The following is a 21150-nucleotide window of genomic DNA, read 5'->3' on the forward strand; positions in this document are numbered from 1 at the left end:
AACCTACTGAGCCGAAACTCACTTAACCTAAACTTTCTGAACCGCGATTTAACGACCTCTATTATATTTGAAAATTTCTTCCTTAAACTATCTAATAATTTCACACTCTCTTTATCTCTTGTTTCTCAGCTTTTCGAGAAGCTTCTCAAAATACTCCGGATAATCGGAGTCAAATTCCACGTACTCTCCGCTTGTAGGATGTGTAAATCCGAGAGTCTTCGCATGTAGGCATTGACCCTCCAAAGTGAACGGGCATTTCTTCGGTCCGTAGACATCATCCCCCAGGACCGGATGTCCTATAGACGACATGTGTACACGGATCTGATGGGTACGTCCTGTCTCCAGCACACATTCCACCAGTGTGTAGTCCCCGAATCTCTCCAGCACCCTGTAATGGGTCACCGCATCACGACCGTTTATCTCATCTATTGCCTGTTTCTTTCTGTCCTTCTTGGAACGCCCGAGAGGAGCATCCACCACACCTTCATCCTGTCTGATGTTTCCGCAGAGTATGGCAACATACTTTCTCGTGATGGAATGTACCTTCAGCTGCTCCGCCAGAGACTTATGGGACTTGTCATTTTTACAGACCACAAGAAGTCCCGTGGTGTTCTTGTCTATACGATGAACGATTCCGGGACGCATGACTCCGTTTATGGTACTGAGCTCGGAGCCGCAATGATTCATGACAGCATTGACAAGCGTGCCCTGATAATGTCCGGCTGCAGGATGCACCACCATGCCCTTCGGCTTGTTGATGATGAGAAAATCGCTGTCCTCATAAACTATATCAAGCGGAATATCCTCTGCCACGACATCCAGGCTTACAGGCTCCGGCATATCGATCAGGACAATGTCTCCCTCCTGCACCTTCGCACTTGCCTTACACTTTTTTCCGTTTATCTGTATGCGTTCCTCCTTGATGAGTCTGGCCGCATAGCTTCTCGATATCTCAGGTTCTGGAAGAGTCGCCAGAAACTGGTCTACTCTTAAATTACTAACTGACTCCGGGACCTTAAGTTCTATCATTTCTCCTCCACCGGCTCTTCCTGCTTCTCTTCCGCTTTTCGAGATCTGCAAAGATTCAGATACGCAAAATCCTCATCTTTATAGTAGAAAAGGAACAAAAGAACCATGATTATGCATCCGCAGGTAACATAAATATCCGCAACATTGAAAACCGGAAAATCTATAGGGCTAAAATAAATGAAATCAACAACATACTTCTGGCTCACTCTGTCGATGAAATTTCCGATGGCGCCTGCAAAAACAAGCTCTGAAACAAAAAGCACCGGATAAAAATATCTGTTCTTCACAGGTGTCTTATATACCACATAGAGTATTCCGAGAAGAACAACCACCGTAATAATATAGAACATATACTGTGCCCCCTGAAAAACGCCAAAGGCAGCACCCTTATTTTCCACGTAAAGAAGATAAAGTACATTTTTTATTATAGGAATACTATCAGCACCCTTCAGATGTTCCACTGCAAGCTGTTTTGTGATCTGATCCGGAACTATGAGTATGGCTGCCAGCACTAAAAAAAGCAGCATTCTTGTTGTAGTTGATTTCATATATTATATTTCTCCAAAAACTAGATTATCACAGCCGCCTCATACCTTCCCTGTATCAAAGACTACTGCGACCTGAATCCCGAAAAGCCCGCGAAAACGCCACGCTTTTCCGATATATTCAGGATTTTGAAATAAAATCGAGAGCCTCAAGCATCATCTCATCCGAAACTTCATGATCGATATAGGCGTCTCCAAGACTGTGAAGAAGGATAAAACGTACTCTTCCCTTATCCATCTTCTTATCCTTTCTGGTAGCGCTGAGTATCTCCTGATGATCCATCTTCCTGAGAACTGTCGAAAGTCCTACAGCCTCCATAAGCTCACGCACGGAAGCATCCTCTTCCCCGGATGTGGCCTTGGAAATGAACATGGCGGCAAGGCAGCCGAAGGCTACACACTGACCGTGGCTGTAACCGAATTCCGAACACTTCTCTATGGCATGTCCCAGAGTATGACCGAAATTAAGAAGCTGTCTTACTCCCTTCTCCTTCGGATCCTCCTCAACGACTGCCTTCTTTATGAGATTACTCTCATAAACAGTCTTGAGAAGCACTTCGAGATCACGGGCCTTCAGCTCATCTACATGCTCTGAAAGATAGGTAAAATAATCCTTATTCCTGATGAGAGAATGCTTTATGACTTCTCCCATACCGGAAGCATACTGCTCCGCATCAAGTGTCTTCAAGGTGCTGACGTTGCTGTACACAAGTGCCGGCATGTGGAAGGCTCCCACCATGTTCTTGTAGGCTCTGAAATCCACGCCGGTCTTACCCCCTATGGAGCTGTCAACCTGAGACAGCAAGGTCGTAGGGATCTGGATGAATCTGATGCCCCTCATATAGGTTGCGGCCGCAAAGCCTGTCATATCACCGATAACGCCGCCTCCGAGAGCCACCATATAATCATTTCTGTCGAAATTCTCCTGTATAGCCTTCTCATATATATCAGCTATGGAATCCGTATTCTTGAACTTCTCACCAGGAGTAAGCACTATTTCACAAACAGAACCGAAGCAATCTGAAAGAATCGCCTTAACCTCATCGAGATACAGCGGTGCCACATTAGTATCCGTAACTATCAGTGCGCGTCTGTCCGAGACCCCGAGCTCCGAAACAGCATGCTTCAGATTATCAAAGGATTTCTCAAGATAAATATGATATGAAAACGCATTTTCGTAATATACATCCAAAATTCCAGCCATAACACCCTCCCATAAATGATAAATTTAACCCTCGTATCATGATAGCATATTACAGTGGAAGTATATAGCGAAAAAAAAGCCGCCGCAGGTCTTGCGGCAGCCTAACATATTCTTCTTAAACTCTCATGTTGAGTCCGTTAATGTTTACATCGGAATTTCCTGCGAGAATGTTCTGGAAATCTCCTGAAAGCTCAACCATAGATGGCGTAACGATAAAAATATAGTTGGAGATCTTCTGAAGATTACCCTCCATAGAGTACGCAGCTCCTGAAGTAAAATCGATGATCCTCTGAGCTATCTCCATATGAAGACCTTCCATATTGAGAACCACTGTCTTTCCGTCGAGAAGGTAATCACAGATATCTCTGGAATCATCCATGGAGGTAGGCTTGATCATAGTCACTTCCATGCTTCTTCTCGGCTGAGGCTGTGGCTGTTTCTTGGTAAACAGCATCGGTCTCGCATGTCTCTCTTCATCTATATCATCATCCACAGACTTCTTGAAGAATCCGCCTCTCTGTGGCTCATAATCATCATCGTCGCCGTCGAACTCGTAGTCATCATCATAATCGTAATCGTCGTCCTGACTTACTCTCATGTTTTTCATTATATTGCCAATAAAACTCATTTTAACTTTTCTCCCGCCGTTTAGATAGGCATAGCTCGTCTAATTACCGTCTATTTTATACGATTTTCTATCCTTGTCAATAAAATGCGGGATACGTAATACATTAGACAATACTAAAGTATCCAATGTAATAAAATCGTAAGTTTTTCTTTACTGGTACACAAGCTGTCCGTCTGTGACCAGAGACGCGTTCATGACTATGTGATCATAAACCGAAATGCCGTAATCCGTGTTCTTTTCAACTATTACATATTCATTGTTCTGCTCGATAGGAATGATCTGTCGGAACATACAGTATCCTCGATTGATGTTGTACACTCCCTGCAACGATTTCACCGGTCCGACATGATATGTGTTGGAGGTATCGGTCCCTCCTGTTTCAGGTCTGATAACGAAATCGTTAAGCTTCACTCCGTTCTCACTGTTATCCTCGGGAACAGTCACATAGCAGTACTGTTCATCGATACGGTAGATCTCACTAGGAACAAATTCCGTTGTAGTGCTTCCCTCTGCAGAAACAGTCTGACGGTTAAAGCCTGTGGTTCCGTCAGCTCCTGTCACCATAAAGTCCTTAGGAATGATGAAAAAGTCCTTTTCGGTAACCGCTGTAAGAGGGATCTTCAGCCCTCTCTTGTTGTTGATCACCATATCGAACTGTATGAATCTTTCATCACAGAACTGCTCCACGAGCTCATTAAAGGACAGTTTTCCGTAATTATTCCCGTCTGATGCCGTGTAAATATCAAGCTCCGCGCTGGTGGTCAGATCCTTTTCGATGAAATGCACCTGAACCTTATGGATATCCTGATACTTTTCTTTGGTTTCGTCATCTACAGGGAAAACTATATTCCAGTTTGAGCTGGTTATCACCTTATAGACCGGCGATCCGCCTTCTATAAGATTACCCGGCTTCGTGATGTTCATCTTGTAGCCGCTCATGGTGAAGATATCCGATTTCACCGTATCCGGTGTGAGATCCTCATATCCGTCTATCGAATAGGAAACCACTCCGGCCTTCTGGGCAGAGATCTGAGAATAGTTTATACCGAGCTGTCCGAGAACAGAATTGAGGTCCTGAGCATCGGAAATGGATGAATACTCCAGCGCCGTTGCATCCAGAGAAAACTTGGTGTCATAAAGATAGGAAAAAGAACTGTTCTTAAATGTCTGGGAAAACTGGGACAGCCTGTACCTTATATCCGCTATCTGCTCTCCGGACATCTCCTTATTAAGTTCAGGATGGTCCTTCAGATAGGCCTCCAAAGCACCTGTCTCGTCTACCATATATACATCGGTGCCGACAGCCACTCTCTTTCCATCCTGGATATAATAATGAATATATCCCGAAGATGCCGCATCCACAGTCTCCTCCTCGCGGATAGCGACACCGGTATACTGTTCCTGTCTCACAATGCTTCCATCAGACACTTCGTAATATCTGATCTGGTCTCTCGTGATATATGAATACACACTAAAAACAATGTAGAGAAAGATAATCGTGAAGATTATCATCCCTACATTGAATCTAGGCAGAATATTTGGTTTTATAACGTTAGATGTATCTTGTTTCTTTACTGCCATGCTTAAAAATCAAAGTGAAATAGCTACATCTCTCTTCACACTGTCCGGAAGCTCTTCTGCATCCATGGATACGCTGAGTACAAATGTGATCTTATACTTCTCACCAAGGTCCTCAAGACGCTTGATGCAATTAGAAATGTCTGCGCCCTCGAGAGATGAAAGCTTAAGAAAACTATCAAGGAACATATACTCTAAATCATGATCCTGAGAAATGATACCACTTATGAAACCGATAAATGCGTCCTCGGAATCGATAGGATACTCGTTTACGTTAATAAGACGGATCTTATTGTTAAGCTCATACATGTGTTGTGCAGATTTATCGAGGAAATCAACATTTCCGTTTGCTTCCTTAACAACTGCGTTTGCCTTATCAAGAAGCTGCTTGGTCTTTCCTTTGCCTCTCTTGCCTACAATCAACTGTACCATAGTCAAGTACCTCCTAAACTTTTGTAGTTTCAGTATAGTACATTAACCGGGCTAATTCAAGCAAGAATCCCCAAATAAAGGAACCAAAAAGGGCATTCTTTTGTACAATCTTCCTTAATGTAAAAGCTTATAAACGATGGATTTCATCGTATCGTTGAGATCATGCTGGTCATGTTCTGGTAAAGCTCATCCTTGGTATGAGCCTTCATAACTGTGGCTATATATTCTTCCCCTGTGGATATCTTTTTGGCATCCATGGTGAGGCAGTATCCGGCGGCATTGGTGGTGCCGGTCTTTCCTCCCAGAATCTCAAGTCCATCAGGTGTCGGCGTTTCACCAAGCATATACTTGTTGGTAACGCTCCAGTTCTGGGTCTTCGGTGCTCCGTTCTTATCCTTATAATGAGGGGTATAATTCACAGTTCCGACTATCTTACGGAACTCCTCATACTTCATAGCCTCATTCATGGTGAGGTAAATGTCATAAGGGGTCGTATAATGTCTTTCGTCCGGAAGTCCGTGAGGATTCACAAAGTGGGTTCCCGTAGCTCCTATCTCGAGAGCCGTCCTGTTCATCTCGTCCACAAAGGCTTCGACAGAACCGCATGTGGCTTCAGCCACCGCCACCGCCGCATCATTACCCGAAGGAAGAAGCATTCCATAAAGAAGATCCTCTATGGTCAGTGTCTCTCCCGGATAGATCCACGCTTTGGATGAGCCCTCAACAGTAATGGCGGAATTCTCTGTTACAGTGAACTCCTGCTGAAGATCCTTTATATGTCTAAGACACACCAGTGCAGACATCACCTTGGTGATACTCGCCTGATATGTCCTTACATACGGATTCTTATATGCTACAGCCTGCGGGTCTTCCTTTCCGAATTCAACCATAAGTGCCGCCTCTGCAGATATATCATCGGCGTTGAAGGTGGTCTCTCCCGGCAGGGCAAGTCCTACTGAAAAGCCCTTCGCCGAATTAGTCTCAGTCAGGCTTGTATTTATGGAATTCATACGCATGATACCGGTATCGATATCATACTTGTTTTCAATCTTCTGTCCGCAACCGGAAAGTGCCGTAAGACATAAAAGAACCGGAAGCGCCATCAAAAGACGGCTCCCTCCGGATCTGAATTTCTTTTTATCAGGAAAAGATTTTCTCATCAATGTCATCCTCAGATGTTTCTCCACTCGAGATCACCTCTCTCAAGTGCCTTAATAAGAAGCTCTGCTGTTGCAAGATTTGTAGCGATAGGAATATTGTAAGTATCGCAAAGCTGAACAACCGAATTGACCTCCGGCTCCTGTGCCTTGACATGAAGAGGATCTCTCAGGAAGATGACCATATCGAGATTTCCCTGCTCGATCTGAGAAGCAAGCTGTCTGGAACCTCCGGTCTCACCCGGAAGGAACTTGTGTATACGGAGATTTGTAACCTCTTCAACAAGCAAGCCTGTAGTTCCGGTTGCATAAAGCTCGTGTTTACTTAATATACCACGGTACGCAATGCAGAAATTCTGCATCAGTTTCTTTTTTGAATCATGTGCGATCAAACCAACATTCATTTTCTTTTAACCTTTCTGAACCGGATCAGATTACACCGTCTCTGCGCTGAAGTGCAACATTTAATACTAATCCCATTCCTATATAGACTGAAACCAATGAGCTCACGCCTCTCGAAAAGAAAGGAAGTGTAACACCTGTATTCGGCAATATACCGGTCGCAACTGCGATGTTGGTATAGGTCTGGAAACCTATCCATGCCATCATACCAACGCAGATAAGACGCCCGCTCATCTTTTTAGCCTTTGAAGCTATTATAAGGCATTCAATAATTATCAACAAGAAAAATATAATAATTATTACTGAGCCTCTAAATCCAAGCTCCTCACCTATAACTGCAAAAATAAAGTCATTATCCTCTTCCGCAAGGAAGTTTCCGTTCTTAACGGAGAATATGGATTTGTTGTTTAAGCCCTTTCCCGCGAACTGACCGGAACCTATAGCCATGATGGAATACATCTGCTGATAAAAGGTCTGGCTGTTTTCCGAAGGGTTCAGGAAGGTAAGGATTCTCGCCGCCTGATAACCCTGCAGGAAAGGAATATGGTCATAAAGACCGGATTTAAACAAATACACAAAAGCCAGGGCAAAGGGCACGACCGCAATAAGCACACCCATTATCCACTTGTAGCCGATGTTGGATGCAAATACTATGGCCGCTACTATTACGGTCATAATGATGGCTGTACTCAGGTTAGGCTGTATTAGTACCAGTCCTATAGGTATAAGATAAAGTACAAAAGCCGTAAGTACAGTGTGGACCGAATTTATCTGGTCCTTGGCCTTATGAAAATATGATGCATAGAAAACTATAAGACCTATCTTAACGAACTCCGCAGGCTGAACCTGACCAAGAAACGGCACCTGTATCCATCTTACGGCGCCATGTCCGGAAGCGGTACCGTATACCTTAACTCCCACCAGCATAAGTACCGATACCAGATATATCAGATTGTACTGTCTCGCTATACGGCGGTAATCGATCAGGGACAGACCTATACAGATCACAAGCCCCGCAAAGGAGCCTATGATCTGACGGAACACCTGAGGATTCTGGAAGTTATCAGCTCCCACCGCCGAGCGCATGATAACCACGCCCATAACATTGAGCACCACCATATAGAAGACCAGTCTAAAGTCATAATTCTTTAAATTATAATCGAACTTCATAATCTCCTCTTACTCATCAGTCTGATACATTCAATGCTGAGATGTAGGATGCATCTCGTGAAAGGATGGCATCGAGACTGTCCTTACCATAGCAGTAATTGTAGACATTGTTGGCAAGGTTAGCTGCATTACCTGAAGAATATCCGTAAGGAATGTTTACTGTTACTGATATCTCGGGAGCTGCATAAGGCGCATAGGAAACGAATACCGCGTGGTTACCACGGTCCTCTCGCTCCTGGGCAGTACCTGTTTTTCCTGCTATAGGGATGTCCTGTCCCTGGAATACTCTCTTGGCAACACCCTCTGTGATCATCTCTCGCAAGCCCCTGTGTACAGCGCTCCAGGTAAGCTCGTTAAAATCAAGCTGACGGACTACCTTCGGTTCTATGGTTCTGACCAGCGAACCGTCAGGAGCCGTGATCTTATCCAGTATGGACAGATCAAATACTGTTCCGCTGTTGGCAACCGCTGTGATATATCTTGCAAGCTGCACATCGTTGTAGGCATGATTACCCTGTCCCATGGCTGAACGCTCAGGATCGTAATCGGAAATACGCGGCATGGTCTCGTCGATCTCAACTCCGGAAAGTGAATCAAGTCCGAAGAGTGACGCATATTTCTGTATCCTTTCGATACCCAGCGCCTGATTATAGTTTCCGCTTTCATCAGTTGACAAAAGATGTCCAACCGCAGCAAAGAAGAAGTTACAGGAATTCTTTATTCCGTCGATAACATTCTCTCTTCCATGATTCTGAGGATAGATCCAGCACTTGATATGAGGCGTTACTTCCTCATACACACCGGTACAGTCTATAACGGTATAAAGATTAAGCGCTCCCTCCTGCAGTGCCGCTATGGATGTCAGTGGCTTGAAGGTGGAACCCGGAGCAAGCTGTGTCTGGGTAGCACCGTTAAGGAGCGGCAGAGACAGGTCGGCGTTACACTTCTTGAGATAATCCGACTCTGTTATACGGTTGTTGTCAAAGCCCGGATACGTAACCAGAGCCCTGACCTTTCCGGTCTTTACATCCGTAACGACTACCGAACCGTTGCACGGATCCAGCGCAAGCTGCGCAGGGCTTATCTCTATCTTTCTTATCTTTGAGATAAGGAAGGTATAGGCAAAATGCTCATCCCCTGAAGAAAGCTGGTTATAAGACTGTTCATCCGGAGCCAGAACTCCCTGCTCAAACAGTGCCATCAAAAGCAGATATCCCGGAATGGTCTTATCCGAAATGGCATATTTATAGAGTATCTTGTCAAACTCAGGATCGTTGTTGAGTCTGTCGATGATGTACTGAACCAGAAGCTTATAAATATTCTCGGTATCGTAGTAGTCATCGGAAAGCTCAAGCTTTGAAGTATCGAGCCATGCCTCATCTATGCCCTTCATGATGAAGTTTCTGAGATTGATTGTATCGCTCTTCCATGCGGCGTAAGCATCTGATTCACGGTAAATCTGATTAGTCGCATCTATTATTCCCGTATCTTTTTGCGTCAGATAGTCATAAATATAAACTATGAACGCCTGCATATCCTGAGGCAGTTCTTTCAGACCCTCTGTTGTAGGATTCAAAAGCTCTGACTGTATCTCCACGAGCTTTCTCTTTTTATTTGAGGTGAAAATATCTGCTATTCTCCGCTCTGAAGCCCCCGCCTCTGACATACCGAAATGGGCAGAGTCCAGAACGTTGTTGTTGATGAGCTGGAAATATGCATCCTTGACCGGGATGGTGATCTCCGACTGCTCAACCAGTGCATTTCTGTCACTGAGATCCTGCTCCGTTATCTTGGAGGCAAGGACACCCGCAAGCTCCTGCTCCAGAAGATGGTAGATGGCGATCTGATCATTGGCAGAGATGGTGGTATAGATATCATTACCCGCTGTGGCATCTGTTTCAGAGACCACATCAAGTACAGAACCTACTGAATTCAGGTACATCTCTCTGGAGCCCTTCTTGCCCTTGAGCTCTGACTCCATGCTCTTCTCAAGTCCCCATACGCCAACGATATCATTAAGCTGATAGCTGTCATCCTTTTTCTTGAGCTCTTCGAGCTGGTCAGCCCTTACCTGACCTGTGTAGCCTACGATATGGCTAAGATACGGAGCATAGTTGTATCTGCGGACAGATACATTTTCGATATCTACGCCCTTAAGCTGTCCCTTTGCCTCAAGTATCTCCGCTACACACTCTTCGGAAACATTTTTAACGATGGTAGTGCTCTGGTATCTCTGATATGCCGTGAGACGAAGTGTGAAGAAGATATTGATCATATCGAGCACAGTCTCGTCTGAAAGAACCACCGGATTTCCGTCGGGATCCTTTATACTGTCGAACCTGTATCTCTTCTTCGAAAACTCCATGGCCTCTCTTGCGGTCATATCGAAGTCCTTTTCATTAAGATCCGCTGCATTTCTGCCTCGGATGTTGGCGATGAGCCTCCTTCTGTCATCCTCTGAACCGGTGGCAAAATAAGGCTCACGATCAGCATCAAGCTTTATCTTGTACTGTCCGTCTATAGGATAACCATACTTCTCGATTATCTCCGCAAGACGCATGAGCATATAGTTTCTGCTGTTGATGCCGGCATTTGTCGTATCATAGGAACCGTTATCTGAAATGGTGATATTGTACTGAAGCTCATTGTAGGCAAGGAGCTTTCCGTCTCTGTCATAGATATTTCCTCTGGTTCCGTCCGTTGTCACGGTAGCCAGCGTACGTTCCTGATAATCTGTAAGATACTGCTGTCCGTTGACTATCTGAAGATTGAAAAGTCTGATGCCGATGATTATAAAAAACGTTGAAAAAATAAGCCCAAGGAAAAAGAGCCTTGAACTTATAAATCGAACGGTAAATTCCTTGATGGTCTCGAATATTTCTTTGATCAAAGTCTATGCTCCTATTCATCAATTTTTTCCGTCGCTGTAAATACGAACCTGTACAGTATCAGCGTCACCATGAGTGAAAACACCACTGCAGGCAGCACTACGTGCTGAAGGTAATACGGGATGTCGTACTTCTCGCGAAAGAAAAAACGGAAGATATAAATATAAACATGATATATGAACTCGTTTATCACGCACATGACCATAGGAAGGGTTATATACTCCTCGTAATAGGCATTGCTGAAAAAACCGTTCAAATACCCGATGACAACGAAAATAAGGCTGTAGAACCCGAAGGGTCCCGAATAGAACAGATCCAGCAGCAGTCCCGCCGCAAGACCATAGATCATCCCCGGAAGGTTTCCGTGGATAAAGCCTATAGAAAAGGTGAGGATAAGCAGCAGATTCGGAGATGCCGAAAGGAACGGCAAAAGCGGTATAACGCTGGTCTGGATAAGAAAGGCCACCACCAGTGAAAGTGCGTATACCAGTATCCCGAGTCTGCGCTTTGTAGTCTTTTTAATTGTTTTTTTCTTGAATATAGATTTCATTCCGATCAATCAGTTAGGATTCTCCTCAATCAGCTCTTCTTCCGAATTGTTATCCTGAGCGGCTGTCTCGGCACGGCTTTCGGCTGCAGTACTCTCTGCTTCAGTCTGAGTCGTTTCTCTTGCCGCCGTCTCACGTGCCTGAGTCTCGCGGGTCGTAGTCTCCCGATCCTCTTCCTCCCCGGTATCTCTTTCTCTGTTTGATGACTCTTTCTTTGCAGCGGTACTTCGCTCGGAATCACCGGATCCCTCTTCACGCCCTGACTGGGCAGTCTCGCCGTCATCGCTCTTCTTTGCGTTATAGACATTGTCACCGGTATCAACTATATCCTTGGCGGTTATGAGACTTCCGTTAGGATCCTGAGTTCCGTCTATCTCGGAAAGCGGTGTCAGGCCTTCCATTCCTGCCCAGGTTTCGGCAACCTTTACATTGCTGTCTGAAACACTGTTCAGTACCGCATCTGTGTTGCTGTTTCTTAATGCAACACTTCCGTCTCCGCTGTTCTCGTCGAGGAAGCTGTCGCTCTTGACCTGCTTCAGCACAAGTACCTCGGTAAGATCATTGAAATCCGCCGCAGGTATGAGATAGCCGTCCTTCATGAGACGCTTATCATCTTCCTTTACATCCACCGCATAGCCGATGAGTATACCCGGCAGGAATTTTGCCGAGATGTTGGATGTCACGATACGGTCACCCTCCTGAATGGAGGTATCCTTTTTTATGTCGGTGATCCTGAGTCGTCCCTGCTCATAAAGAGTGAGGTCTCCCGCAACTATACAGGTATCGCTGGACTGAAGTCCCATGGCGGATACTCTGGATTCATCATCTATGATAGAACGTACTGTGGCGTAATTGAGTCCGACATCCGTAACTATACCGATGAGTCCCCCGTTCGCCATAACATTCTGGTCTACACGTATTCCATCCTGTGATCCCTTATCTATACGGAACACCTGGAACCAGTTCTCAGAGTCCTTGGCGATAACTCTTGCAGCCACCTTTTCATACTGCATATACTCCTGATCAAGCTCGTAAAGCTCCCTCAGTCTCGAAAGCTCTCCGCTGTCCAGTGTAAGTCGATTATTCTGTTCTGTAAGAAGGTCTATCTTCTCACTCAGCTTTTTGTTCTCTTCCTCAACCTCCTGAAGAGTACGGTGTTCCTTAAGGTTCTCATAGATACCGAATCCAACACTGTTGACCCCCGTCTGGAACGGTACCAGAACAGAACCTATGGTATTGCGGATAGGATCCACGATACCGTCCTTTACAAGCGATATGATGATCATCATCATACATAACACCGAAAGCACTATAAAAATATACTTACTTTTCTTATTATCCACCGATTATTCCCTGTTCTCTGAAACTGAAATAGACATTGTCCCCTATCACCACATGGTCAATGAGTCCAATGCCGACGATCTGTCCTGCCCTGTCGAGCTCCATGGTAAACCGGATGTCATCATTTGAGGGTTCCGGATCACCCGTCGGGTGATTGTGTACCATGATAAAGCACGAGGCACTGAGTTTCAGCGCTTCAATAAAAATCTCACGTGATGATACTGCCGAACGGCTGTTAGTACCTACAGACAGCAGCCTTTCATCGATAAGCTGCATATGATGATCAAGATAAAGAACCCGAACCACTTCATGGCAGAGGTATCTCAGATCTTCCATATAATAATCCGCCACCTGCCTTGACTCTGTAAAGCGCATATTCCTTACACGTTTCTGTCGATTCCATATCCTCCTAGCGATCTCACCCACTACGCTTAGTTGTATCGACTTCACCTTGCCGATCCCGTTGATCCGGCTGTACTCATCTGTACCGAAATGCATGATCCCCACCAGTCCGTCGTACTGAGGATTTATATTCAGTACCTGCCTAGACACCTCCATCACTGAAGACGTCTTTGTTCCGGTACGTAATAAAACAGCCAGAAGCTCTGTATCGCTAAGAGCCTCCGGACCGTATTTCATGCACTTCTCATAAGGCATTTCATCATCATGAGTCATATTATCTGGTTTTAAATTCATTTAAACCTCCTGTTCTTAAGAGAACCAGGAGCCCACGAGAACTTATTTTAACATAAAGATTCCCCTCAGTAAATGCCGCACCGAAGAGCTATGCAGATAGACGCTCTGTCCCCGGCGCTGTCCGGGGCGTCAGCTGATTTTATTTGATTCGCGAAAGACCGGCGATCCGGTCACACGGAACCCGGCCGTAAAGCTTCGGTTCCTCAGAACTTCACGAGACCCTTCTCGTACATCTTCTCGACAGCCATCATGATGCCGAGCTTTGCATGGTACCATGTGAGACCGCCCTGGAAATAAATATTGTAAGGCTCCTTGATAGGACCGTCGGCTGAAAGCTCGATGGAGCTTCCCTGTACGAAGGCACCTGCTGCCATGATGACCTTGCTGTCATAACCAGGCATATCATCAGGATAAGGAGTAACGAAGCTGTCTACAGGTGCAGCAGCCTGAATTCCCTGTGCAAATGCCACAACCGCTTCCTCTGAACCGAGGGTTATAGCCTGGATGATATCGTATCTCTCAGCATCTGCTGCAGGATGGCAGCTGAAGCCAAGCTTTTCAAATACCTTAGCCGCAAAGATAGCGCCCTTCTCGGCACCTGCTGTGATGGTCGGTGCCATGAAAAGTCCCTGATAGAACAGCTTGTTGGTATCAAGTGAAGGTCCTACTTCCTTTCCGAGTCCCGGAGAAGTGAGTCTCACAGCACATCTCTCGATGCACTCCTTTGTTCCTGCGATATATCCGCCGATAGGAGCAAGTCCGCCGCCCGGATTCTTGATGAGAGAGCCGATGACCATATCTGCTCCGAAGGCTGTAGGCTCTTCTCTCTGAACGAATTCACCGTAGCAGTTGTCTACCATACAGATCACATCCGGCTTGATACCCTTTATGAAACTGATGAGCTCACCGATCTTTGCAGGTGAAAATGTATCTCTTGTGGCATAGCCCTTTGATCTCTGGATCTCCACGAGCCTTGTTCTCTCGTTGATGGCAGCCTTTATTCCTTCATAATCAAATACCGATCCCGGAAGAAGATCCACCTGACGGTATGTTACACCGTACTCTGCGAGACTTCCCACTGACGGTCTTATTCCTATCACCTCTTCAAGGGTGTCATATGGCTTGCCAACAGGACAGAGTATCTCGTCTCCCGGTCTTGTGTTGGCGAAAAGTGCTGTAGCAAGGGCGTGTGTTCCGCAGATGATCTGTGAACGGACCAGTGCATCCTCTGTGCCGAAGACATTGGCATAAACTCTCTCCAGGGTATCTCGACCGATATCGTCGTAGCCGTAGCCTGTTGTGCCGTAAAGATGTGCCTCTGACACCTGAGCGTCCTGCATTGCCTTTATGACCTTAAGCTGGTTGTACTCGGCTATGGCATCTATTTCTTCAAATCTATCCTCGAGAGCTCTCAGCTGCTCCTCGCAAAAATCATAAACCTCCGGCTTTATGCCAAGAGACTCAAACATTTCTCTGTTATCCATTCTGTGATCCTATCTTTCTTATAATCAAATTCCTGAATGTTGACCCAGTTTACATCACGTTCTCTTTTGAACCATGTGATCTGTCGTTTCGCATAATTTCTGGAATCCTGCTTTATCTTCTCGACAGCTCGCTCGATTATAGCACGATTTTCCGAAGCTGCAAGACCGGTTCCCTCCATCGTTTCGAATGCCTCCAGCAGCTCCCTGTAGCCGATGCCCTTTACGGAGGTCCTGTCCTTCGGGAGTTTAAGCTGATAAAGCCACCTTGCCTCATCTATGAGTCCCTCTTCCACCATCAGGTCAACTCTCTTGTTGATCCTCTCATAAAGGGCACTACGTTCATCATTTAGTACAAAGAAGGCAGGATTGTATACAGCTTTCTTCTCCCGCTCCTCAGCATTATGCTTCGAGATCGGGTATCCATGTATCTCATAAAATTCAAGAGCTCTTATTACTCTTCTTATATTGTGCTCATGTATCTTCTCGGTAGATTTCGGATCCACCTCCTTAAGCCTTTGGTACAATGCTTCAGGCCCGCCATCTTCTGCCGCCTCTTTCTCGAGGCGCTCCCGGATGTCACTGTGGAGCGTCTCATCCTCATCCGTAAAATCGATGCCGTACAGAAGGCCCTGGATGTAAAAGCCCGTGCCCCCTGCAAGGATAGGAACATGACCTCTCTCATAGATTCCGTCTATGGCTTCTCTCGCCATGCTTTGGAACATGCTTACATCGTAATCCGTATCAACATCGATTATGTCTATGAGATGATGCGGGACCCCGTCCATCTCTTCTTTTGTGACCTTGGCGCTTCCTATGTCGAGCCCTCTGTACACCTGAACGGAATCCGCAGAGACTATCTCTCCCCCGAGTCTCTTTGCAAGAGAAACGGAAGTGGCGGTCTTTCCCACCGCCGTCGGTCCTGCGATTATGATCAATGGCTTTTTATTTAAATTGATATTGTTCATACTATCCTTTTAAATTTCTTTTCCAGCTCATATTTCGACATGGAAATGATGGTTGGTCGTCCGTGCGGGCAGGCGTAAGGATTCTCAAGAGACAAGAGTTCTCCGATGAGGGCATCCGCCTCCATGAGGCTGAGCTTATTGTTTCCCTTTACTGCTGCCTTACAGGACATGGAGGCAATCTTATAGTAGATGGAGTCCGGCGTGGTCATGCCGGTCTCGTCACTTAATCCGTCAAGAAGCTCAAGAAGGAGCTCCTTCTTTCCTATCTCGGGAAGGTCAGTTGGAACCGCGGAGATGCTGAAATCCCTTCCTCCGAGATAGCTTATCTCGAAGCCGAAGCTCTTGAAATACTCCTCATACTTCTCCATCAGCACTGCCTCTTCAGAAGTCAGCGTGATGAGTATCGCCGGGTTCAGATACTGGCTTGCAGGCTTACGTTCCTTGAGCCTCTTCATCATCCTCTCAAAATTCACCTTTTCATGAGCCGCATGCTGGTCGATGATGTAAAGCTTGTCGCCATACTCTATGAGCCAGTAGGTCTCAAATACCTGCCCTATGATCCTGTGCTGGTTTCTCGCCTTCTCACTCAGGAATCTATCTGAGAACAGAGTTTCCTGAACGGGCTTTGCTTTCTTTACTTCGTTTTCTGAAGAGTCTTTATCCGTCCGACCCATGGTCTCTGCGCTGTTGTCCTGATTTAAATCCGGTTTCCCAAAGCTTCTATCGAAGGTCTTTTCAACCTCCTCCTGAGCCGCCTTGAAATCCGAAAGTCCGAAGCCCGAGTTCCTTTCAGAGCTGTTCTGATATCCTGCCCCCCCTGCTGCGTGTTCTCTTCTGTACTGGCTATAGCCGCCGGAGAAACCGGTTCCGGACGTTGTCCCTCTTCCGCTTCCCGATGTGTCATATCTGTCATGTGCGCCGGAAGATGTACCGGACCGTGTATCCGTCTCATCCGCGCTGTCAGTACTCTCATTCCTGTATGAAGATGTGCCGGCAGAGACATTGGCTGACTTCTCACGAAGCTCTGTACCGAAGACACCACTGCCATCCAGATATATGTCCCCCTTCGGACGAGCCTCAGGGTGAATCTCCGGTCTCAGAGCCTCCTCATACTGGCGGTTAGTGACGCTTTCACGCTTCTGCTCAAAGGGTTCCACATGAGGCAGCTTCTTTTCCTTCTCTTCGATCTCCACATGAGGATCGAGATCCGCCTTACGGCTTGTGTTCTCATCCCTTCCAAAGGTCTCGAGATCGGTGTTTACCACAAGCTCAGTCTCTCTGAGTCCGGTCTGTACCGCATCCACAATGGAATTGTACACGAGCATACCGTCGGAGAATCGCACCTCCAGCTTCTGGGGATGAACATTGACATCAACTATCTCCGGATTCACGTCCACCATAAGGACAGAAAACGGAAACTTATGCTGCATGAGGAAGGCATGGTAGGCATCCTCTATAGCCTTTGTGATCATCGGATTCTTTACGAATCTGGAATTTACGAAATATATCTCGAAATTTCTGTTGGCTCTGGTGATAACAGGCTTCCCGATGAAGCCGCGCACAGTCACCGCCGGAAGTCCCGTGAGAGCAGACTCATGGTACTGTCGGTTTATGGTGATGAGCTGGTTAGTAACATCCCTTCCGTAAATGGAGTAGATCACATCCATAAGGGAGCCGTTTCCGAGAGTCGCAAGTCTCTGGCGTCCATCCTGTATGTATCTGAATGCCACCTCAGGGTGTGCCAATGCTTCCTTCTCCAGGATATCCTGGATCCTTGCGGCTTCTGTCTGCGGACTCTTCAGGAATTTCCTTCTGGCGGGAACATTTTTAAAGATGTCCCTTACTATAAAAGTGGTTCCGTCCGGGGCGCCTATCTCGGAAAAGTCCTTCTCCACTCCTCCGTCTATCTCATAATGGGAAGCCATCATGGCTCCCGGAGTCTTACTGATAAGCTCAACCCTTGAGATACTGGCGATACTGGCGAGGGCTTCTCCTCTGAACCCGAGAGTCTGTATATTCTCGAGGTCTCTTGCATCCTTTATCTTTGATGTCGCATGGCGGAGGAAGGCTGTACGGATGTCATCCTTTTCGATACCCTGACCGTTATCAGTGATACGTATCATGGATATACCGCCGTCTCTCACCTCCACTGTCACAGAGGATGAGCCTGCGTCGATGGCATTTTCCAAAAGCTCCTTTACAACGCTGAGAGGTCTCTCTATGACCTCACCTGCTGCTATCTGGTTGATGGTTTCATTGCTGAGAACATTGATCTTCATTTCTATCACCTATCCATAAGCCCCTGACCAAGCTCAATTAATATCCCGATATTATACCCCGAATTTTGACTTAAGCTCGTATAAAGTGTTCATTGCATCAAGAGGTGTCATGTGGTCCACATCAAGGGACCTGAGATACTGCATCGCCTCTTCAAGTTCAGGACTTACTGAAGCGCTGTCTGAGACCGCGCCCGCACTCTTATTTCCGGAAGATCCGGCATCAGCATCCTGTTTCTTTTCCCTGTCTGCAAGGAAGCCTTCCTCATCAAATGCCTCCTGAGTGAATCCCTCGCCTGCCTCAATGGTCTTTGCCTTCGCGATGATATCCGCATCACTGAGCTCTCCTGCGATGACCTTCGCTCTGTCTATGACAGGCTTCGGAACTCCCGCAAGGCTTGCAACGTCGATACCATAGGACTGATCCGCTCCACCGGGAATGATCTTACGTAAAAATACGATATCCTGATCGTGATTTGTAACAGCTATACAGTAGTTATTAACACCCTCAAGCTTTCCCTCAAGCTCTGTAAGCTCATGATAATGTGTGGCAAAGAGGGTCTTCGCCTTAACGACCTTTGCGATGTACTCCACAACAGCCCAGGCGATACTGAGACCGTCGAAGGTACTGGTTCCTCTTCCTATCTCATCAAGGATAAGAAGAGACTTTGTGGTGGCGTTTCTCAAGATATTGGCCACCTCGTTCATCTCCACCATGAAGGTGGACTGTCCTGACGCCAGATCGTCACTGGCACCGACTCTCGTAAATATCCTGTCACAGATGGAGATCTCTGCACTTCCTGCAGGCACGAAGGAGCCTATGGAGGCCATAAGCACTATAAGTGCCGTCTGACGCATGTATGTGGACTTACCTGCCATGTTAGGACCTGTGATGATGGCTATACGGTCCGAAGCATCATTTAAGTATGTGTTGTTGGATACGAACATACCGTCTCTTATGAGCTTCTCAATGACCGGATGTCTTCCATCCTTTATATCTATGATGCCTTCCTCGTTGATCTTCGGACGGCAGTAATTGTTTTCTGTAGCCACCTTGGAAAGAGAGATGATACAGTCAATGAGAGCCACATAATGCGAGGTCTTCTGTATTCTCTGAATGTTTCCGCCGATGGTATCTCTCACGTCGCAGAAAAGCTCATACTCCAGCTGATTAAGCTTCTCCTCGGCACCGAGTATGGTGTTCTGAAGCTCCTCAAGTCTGTCTGTTGTATAACGCTCGCTGCCTGCGAGAGTCTGCTTTCTGATGAAATAATCAGGCACCATATCCTTGAAGGTATTGGTGACCTCGAAGCAGTAGCCGAATATACGATTGTACTTTATCTTCAGGGATTTGATTCCTGTCTTTTCTCTTTCTTCGGCTTCAAGATCCGCGAGCCACTGCTTACCGCTTATCTTGGAATCCTTGTAGCGGTCTACCTCCTCATGGTATCCGCTCTTGATGACTCCTCCGTCCCTGCTGGAAATAGGAGGATCCTCCTCTATGGCATCGTCTATCAGCTTATACAGGTCAGTCATAGGGTCGATTCCGTCGTGTATCTCCTTGACGAGCTTGGAATCGAACTGGGAAAGCTCCTGAATGATATCAGGAAGCATTTTCAGTGACTGCTTAAAGGCTATGAGATCTCTCGGGTTCGCTGACTTGTAGCAGATACGTCCCAGAAGTCTCTCATAATCGTAGATGGTGTTCAGGTACTCTGAAATTTCCTCTCTATCGATGAAATGGGCACAGAAATCCTCCACCGCATCCTGACGTGCAAGTATCTCATCCCTGTCGATAAGGGGCTGCTCAATGAATCTTCTGAGCATTCTCGCACCCATAGCAGTCTTTGTCTTATCCAGAACCCAGAGAAGGGAGCCGCGCTTTTTCTTCTCTCTCATAGTCTCTGTAAGCTCCAGATTTCGCTGGGTAGCCGTATCGATGATCATATACTGGCTGCTGGAATAATATCTGATATTCGCGATATGAGCCACAGTGTTCATCTGTGTATCGTAAACATATCTGAGGGCTGCTGCAGCACTGAGTCTCGCAAGATCCTTATCCTGAAGACCTATTCCGGAAAGACTTGCATGAAAATGCTCCTGCAAAAGCGCACTTGCCTTCTCATCGTCGTAGACCTCATCATTTAACTCGGTGATAATAAGGTTGAATCTGTTCTTTACATCATCAGTGTCTATACCGGAGATCATAAATGCCTGATTGCATACTATCTCTGCCGGAGAGAAACGACTCAGCTCATCCATGACCTCCTTCTCGTTGAAGCAGGTGGTAGCCAGGAACTCTCCTGTTGTGATATCCACGCTTGATATACCGAAGCCTGTGGAGTCATAGAAGATACTCATGAGAAAGTTGTTCTTTGACTCATCAAGTGCCTGCTCTGAAGTGAGTGTTCCCGGTGTGATCACACGGATGACACCTCTTTTTACAAGTCCCTTTGAAAGCTTAGGATCCTCCAGCTGCTCGGCTATAGCTACCTTGTATCCGTTGGATGCAAGTCTCGCCACATAGCCTTCTGCCGCATGAAAAGGGATGCCGCACATAGGAGCACGCTCCTCCATGCCGCAGTCCTTTCCGGTGAGCACGAGATCAAGCACAGAGGAAGCGGTTTTTGCATCCTCAAAGAACATCTCGTAAAAATCACCTATACGGTAAAAAAGAATACAGTCCGGATACTGCTTTTTCGTCTCCAGATACTCTGCCATCATTGGTGACAATTTCTTTTCAGCCATTAATCAGTTTCTCTCCTCTGTCTAGATTTCTCCTAAAACTTTCAACTTGACAAAACAAG

The 21150-nt window shown here is 46.3% G+C and carries 16 protein-coding genes and 1 pseudogene; all 17 read right to left on the minus strand.

Translation table 11 applies throughout. The annotated features are described in order from the left end of the window. Positions 1 to 111: 111 nt before the first annotated feature. A complete protein-coding gene (locus BXO88_RS09245) occupies positions 112 to 1029 on the minus strand; it encodes an RluA family pseudouridine synthase (RefSeq protein ID WP_078037458.1) in 918 nt (305 codons plus the stop codon). Next, positions 1026 to 1577, minus strand: a complete 552-nt coding sequence (gene lspA / locus BXO88_RS09250; protein WP_078037459.1) for a signal peptidase II — start codon at positions 1575 to 1577, stop codon at positions 1026 to 1028. Before lspA ends, BXO88_RS09245 begins: the two co-directional genes overlap by 4 nt. A gap of 118 nt (positions 1578 to 1695) precedes the next feature. Next, complete coding sequence (gene aroB, locus BXO88_RS09255; RefSeq protein ID WP_078037460.1) at positions 1696 to 2778, minus strand: 3-dehydroquinate synthase; 1083 nt, start codon at positions 2776 to 2778, stop codon at positions 1696 to 1698. Between the two features lie 115 nt (positions 2779 to 2893). Beyond that, on the minus strand, positions 2894 to 3406 hold the full coding sequence (locus tag BXO88_RS09260; protein ID WP_078037461.1) for a cell division protein SepF: 513 nt from the start codon (positions 3404 to 3406) through the stop codon (positions 2894 to 2896). A 150-nt stretch (positions 3407 to 3556) separates the two neighbouring features. Then, positions 3557 to 4987: an HlyD family efflux transporter periplasmic adaptor subunit gene (locus BXO88_RS09265; protein WP_078037462.1), complete on the minus strand. Its 1431-nt coding sequence runs from the start codon at positions 4985 to 4987 to the stop codon at positions 3557 to 3559. Between the two features lie 9 nt (positions 4988 to 4996). Beyond that, positions 4997 to 5416: a hypothetical protein gene (locus BXO88_RS09270; RefSeq protein ID WP_036609123.1), complete on the minus strand. Its 420-nt coding sequence runs from the start codon at positions 5414 to 5416 to the stop codon at positions 4997 to 4999. A gap of 143 nt (positions 5417 to 5559) precedes the next feature. After that, positions 5560 to 6576 (minus strand): D-alanyl-D-alanine carboxypeptidase family protein, encoded by a 1017-nt coding sequence (locus tag BXO88_RS09275; RefSeq protein WP_078037524.1) that lies wholly within the window; start codon positions 6574 to 6576, stop codon positions 5560 to 5562. Positions 6577 to 6587: 11 nt separating this feature from the next. After that, positions 6588 to 6977 (minus strand): methylglyoxal synthase, encoded by a 390-nt coding sequence (locus tag BXO88_RS09280; RefSeq protein ID WP_036609125.1) that lies wholly within the window; start codon positions 6975 to 6977, stop codon positions 6588 to 6590. A 25-nt stretch (positions 6978 to 7002) separates the two neighbouring features. After that, a complete protein-coding gene (locus BXO88_RS09285) occupies positions 7003 to 8145 on the minus strand; it encodes an FtsW/RodA/SpoVE family cell cycle protein (RefSeq protein WP_078037463.1) in 1143 nt (380 codons plus the stop codon). Between the two features lie 16 nt (positions 8146 to 8161). Next, positions 8162 to 11035: a penicillin-binding transpeptidase domain-containing protein gene (locus BXO88_RS09290; protein ID WP_078037464.1), complete on the minus strand. Its 2874-nt coding sequence runs from the start codon at positions 11033 to 11035 to the stop codon at positions 8162 to 8164. An 11-nt stretch (positions 11036 to 11046) separates the two neighbouring features. Further along, positions 11047 to 11583, minus strand: coding sequence for a rod shape-determining protein MreD (mreD, locus tag BXO88_RS09295; protein ID WP_078037525.1), 537 nt, complete (start codon positions 11581 to 11583; stop codon positions 11047 to 11049). Between the two features lie 522 nt (positions 11584 to 12105). Next, a pseudogene (mreC, locus tag BXO88_RS17165) lies at positions 12106 to 12924 on the minus strand (rod shape-determining protein MreC); the annotation flags it as partial. Next, positions 12917 to 13618 (minus strand): RadC family protein, encoded by a 702-nt coding sequence (radC, locus tag BXO88_RS09305; protein ID WP_078037466.1) that lies wholly within the window; start codon positions 13616 to 13618, stop codon positions 12917 to 12919. The gene radC and the pseudogene mreC, both read right to left, overlap by 8 nt. A 203-nt stretch (positions 13619 to 13821) precedes the next feature. After that, positions 13822 to 15102, minus strand: a complete 1281-nt coding sequence (locus BXO88_RS09310; RefSeq protein ID WP_078037467.1) for a methionine gamma-lyase family protein — start codon at positions 15100 to 15102, stop codon at positions 13822 to 13824. Then, complete coding sequence (gene miaA / locus BXO88_RS09315) at positions 15066 to 16067, minus strand: tRNA (adenosine(37)-N6)-dimethylallyltransferase MiaA (RefSeq protein WP_078037468.1); 1002 nt, start codon at positions 16065 to 16067, stop codon at positions 15066 to 15068. Before miaA ends, BXO88_RS09310 begins: the two co-directional genes overlap by 37 nt. Beyond that, entirely contained in the window at positions 16064 to 18346 is a 2283-nt protein-coding gene (gene mutL / locus BXO88_RS09320) for a DNA mismatch repair endonuclease MutL (RefSeq protein WP_078037469.1), read from the minus strand. Before mutL ends, miaA begins: the two co-directional genes overlap by 4 nt. A gap of 51 nt (positions 18347 to 18397) precedes the next feature. Beyond that, positions 18398 to 21091: a DNA mismatch repair protein MutS gene (gene mutS / locus BXO88_RS09325; RefSeq protein ID WP_078037470.1), complete on the minus strand. Its 2694-nt coding sequence runs from the start codon at positions 21089 to 21091 to the stop codon at positions 18398 to 18400. Positions 21092 to 21150: the final 59 nt, after the last annotated feature.

The organism is Oribacterium sp. C9 (assembly GCF_002007235.1).
Classification (GTDB): Bacteria; Bacillota; Clostridia; order Lachnospirales; family Lachnospiraceae; genus Oribacterium.